The sequence below is a fragment of the Novosphingobium olei genome, assembly GCF_012927405.1.
In the GTDB taxonomy this organism is placed as follows: Bacteria; Pseudomonadota; Alphaproteobacteria; order Sphingomonadales; family Sphingomonadaceae; genus Novosphingobium; species Novosphingobium olei.
In genome coordinates this window covers 1-2,945 of the sequence record NZ_JABBGM010000037.1, presented here as the reverse complement: position 1 = coordinate 2,945, position 2,945 = coordinate 1, and the positions used below count along the sequence as shown (strand labels likewise).

Below are 2,945 nucleotides of genomic sequence, written 5' to 3'. Positions count from 1 at the left end.
AGGCACAGGCCGCAGCCGACTGGATGCACGCCCAGCAACCTCAGCCCGAGGAGCTGGCGGCATGACGTGCGTCCGGAAAATTGGCGGTGGAAGTCAGATTAGGGCTGGACTGTCAGGATATGTGGCAGAGCTTTCAAGCGCCATGCTGGGTGCTGAACTCGGCCTGCCCGTGGCGCATCTCGATCACCACGCGAGCTATATCGGCCACTGGCTCAAGCTCCTGCGCGATGATGACCGCGCAATCCTGACGGCGGCTGCCAAGGCTGAGGAAGCGTCCGGCCTGCTGCTGAGGCTGGGGGGAAGGGCAGTGCCTGAAGAAGCTGCATCCGCCGCCGGCGATACCGCACTCGCAGCTTGAGGAGGACACGATGGGCAGATCGGTTAGCTATCCCAGCGGTGCTCTGGTGGCGTTCACGGTCCTGAAGACCGAGAATGACGACGACTGGGAATTCGAATATGAATGGCTGCGCGATGACCTCAGCGAGCGGGCCGCCGCTGCCTTTTCTTCGCTTGCGCCCCATGCAGGCTGGCGCGGCCGCGAGGACCGGATACTACTGCGCAACGCGTTCGCGGACTTCGGTGTCTCGGTCTATGGCGGGTTGGTTGCGGTCTGGATCGCAGAGCGCGATGACGGCGCCTATTGGGATGCCGAGTGGCGCACCGCGCGATCACCGCGAGCGCAGCACTGGCTGGCCCAGATTGCGCCAAGGTTTGACGCGCTGTTTGGCGATTATGACTGCCTTGGGCACATGTCGAACGGGGAGGAGGTCTATCGAAAGCGCGCTGCTGCGTGATTCAGCATCTGTTCAAATGAATGATTTATGTTTATACGCATCATTTGAAAGGACTGGCCATGGCAACCCTTGCGACCAAACCTCAGCGCTCTGATGGACAGGTGCTATCCTCGGCTATTGCGAAGATTGCCGATTTCTGGGGTTTTTCCAACCCCAAGCTCGGCCAGGTGCTCGGTCTTTCCCCGGCAACGGTCTCGCGACTCAAGGGCGGCAAAACCTTGCTCGATCCGGCTTCGAAGTCGTTCGAGGCCGGGCAGTTCCTGCTGCGGCTGTTCCGCGGGCTCGACGCGCTGATGGGCAGTGACGATCTCGCTTCGCGGCGCTGGCTGGAAACGCCCAATCTCGATCTGGATGCGCGTCCGCTTGACCTCATCGACAGCTTCAAGGGCCTTATCACTGTGTGCGATTATGTGGACGCCCACCGCGCTCGCGTCTGAGCTGCGCTCCTATAGCGGCAAGGTCTGGCGGGTGGTCGAGGCCCAGCACCGGATATCGACCAACCGGCTGGCGGACAGTCTTGAGGATCAGGCCCGGCTCGAAGCGCTCGCCGAAGCCGCGAAGCCCGATCTGCCCCGGTCCGCTCACGGCCGCCATTACCTGCTCGCCTCTCCGTTTCGCTACGGCCATGGCACGGCCAGCCGGTTTCGCCGGGCCGATGAACGGCCAGGCATTTTCTACGCCAGCGAAGCTGAGGCCACTGCGATCGCCGAGACGGCCTATTGGCGCTTACGCTTCTATCTGCGCTCGCCCGGTTTCGTGCCGCCTTCCGCGACGACCGAGCACACCAGCTTCACCGCCGAGGTCGCGACGGCCCACGCGATCGATCTGACCCGCGATCCTTTTGCGGCGGATGCCGCGCTGTGGACCGACCCGATCGACTATTCAGCCTGTCAGGAGCTTGGTCATGCGGCCCGCGAGGCGGGGGCCATGCTGATCCGCACCCGTTCGGTCCGCGATTCCACAGGCGGCCACAATGTCGTCGTTCTCGCGCCCGAAGCCTTTACTGCGGTCCAGCCGGCGATCCGCCGAACCTGGCACCTGCGCTTCGAAGGCGGCCGCCTCACTGCGCTGGCCGCGTTCCCGTCGGAGCACCGCTTTGTCTTCACCGGAGCCGATTTTGGTCTCACCTGACGCACGGGACCAGCAAGCCGAACAGATGCGGCGATATTACCGGATGCTCTGACTGGGCAGCAGTTCGCCCGCTGGTGGCTGCGTCATGAGCGAGAGAGGCCCTGGGCCAGCTGGTGGACCCGCGCAACCCGGCTTGGGCAGGCCCGTGTTGGCCGGTCCCGGTGGGACCTGGCCTGCCCGCGCCAGCCTGCCCAAGCGGGTTCCCCTGCGGTGCGCGGGTCCACCCATGACTGGCCCTGACGGGCTCTCGCTGGCGCAGCCATCAAGCGGCGGACCAGCCTCACGTCAGTCAGGAGGACACCCATGCACACCACATTTGCCGATCAGCTTGCTGGTCTCGATCTAGCCGGTTTTTCGATTGGTCCAGCTCCGGTTTCGAGCAGCGATTTTCCGGTTCGTGAAGCCGTGGTCCAGACGCTTGACGCGGTCTGGTCCGATCTGTTTGCGCTCGTTTCCGGCACTGCACTCGAAGCCGACGCCGAGGATCTGGGTTGGGCTTTCGTCAATCTCTTTCACCGCTCCGCAGCGCGCAAATCGACTGCGCTCGACCGCGCCACCGATGAAGTCCGCGCGCTCGTTGCCAGCGCCGATGGCTCCGAGATCCATACCCATGAGCTCGAAACCCAGGTCGAGCGGGCGCAATGCGCCGAAGGCGCGATGCTGGCGCTCGAAGAGATGCGCGAGGTCGCAGCCAGTCTTTACCTCAACGAGTTCGGCTCGTCCTGGAAGCCGGTCTCGAGTTCGCGCTTCAACCACGGCGCGATGCTCACTTCCGCGCTGGTTGAAGGGCGTGATTTCTTGCGGGCCCGGAGCGAGGCTAAGCGCCGCGCGGCGATGCCCGAAGGCACGCCAGTTGTATTCGCCGGTGGGCGCACCCGTCACGCAAACGAAGCCGACGTGTTGAGTAGCGCTGAGGATTGACCCGGGATTATCACTGAGAATTGACCCGGGTGGGTGTGGGTTATGTGCTGCCCAAGAGGGGCACGGTCAAGAGTCGGGTTTATCCCTTTCTGGATTTGG

4 protein-coding genes and 1 pseudogene are annotated in these 2,945 nt (G+C 63.8%); all 5 read left to right on the top strand.

Going from position 1 to position 2,945, the window contains the following annotated elements; genetic code table 11:
* Nucleotides 1–121: 121 nt before the first annotated feature.
* On the top strand, nt 122–358 hold the full coding sequence (locus HHL27_RS22110) for a zincin-like metallopeptidase domain-containing protein (protein ID WP_338114989.1): 237 nt from the start codon (nt 122–124) through the stop codon (nt 356–358).
* A 10-nt stretch (nt 359–368) separates the two neighbouring features.
* Nucleotides 369–794 (top strand): hypothetical protein, encoded by a 426-nt coding sequence (locus tag HHL27_RS22105; RefSeq protein ID WP_169495516.1) that lies wholly within the window; start codon nt 369–371, stop codon nt 792–794.
* A gap of 59 nt (nt 795–853) precedes the next feature.
* Nucleotides 854–1,231: an antitoxin Xre/MbcA/ParS toxin-binding domain-containing protein gene (locus HHL27_RS22100; protein WP_169495515.1), complete on the top strand. Its 378-nt coding sequence runs from the start codon at nt 854–856 to the stop codon at nt 1,229–1,231.
* The gene (locus tag HHL27_RS22095) at nt 1,203–1,925 is read left to right on the top strand and encodes an RES family NAD+ phosphorylase (RefSeq protein WP_169495514.1); all 723 of its coding nucleotides are present in this window, start codon (nt 1,203–1,205) and stop codon (nt 1,923–1,925) included. The genes HHL27_RS22100 and HHL27_RS22095 overlap by 29 nt, the downstream gene beginning before the upstream one ends.
* Before the next feature lie 303 nt (nt 1,926–2,228).
* A pseudogene (locus tag HHL27_RS22090) lies at nt 2,229–2,843 on the top strand (chromosome segregation ATPase); the annotation flags it as partial.
* Between the last annotated feature and the right edge of the window lie 102 nt (nt 2,844–2,945).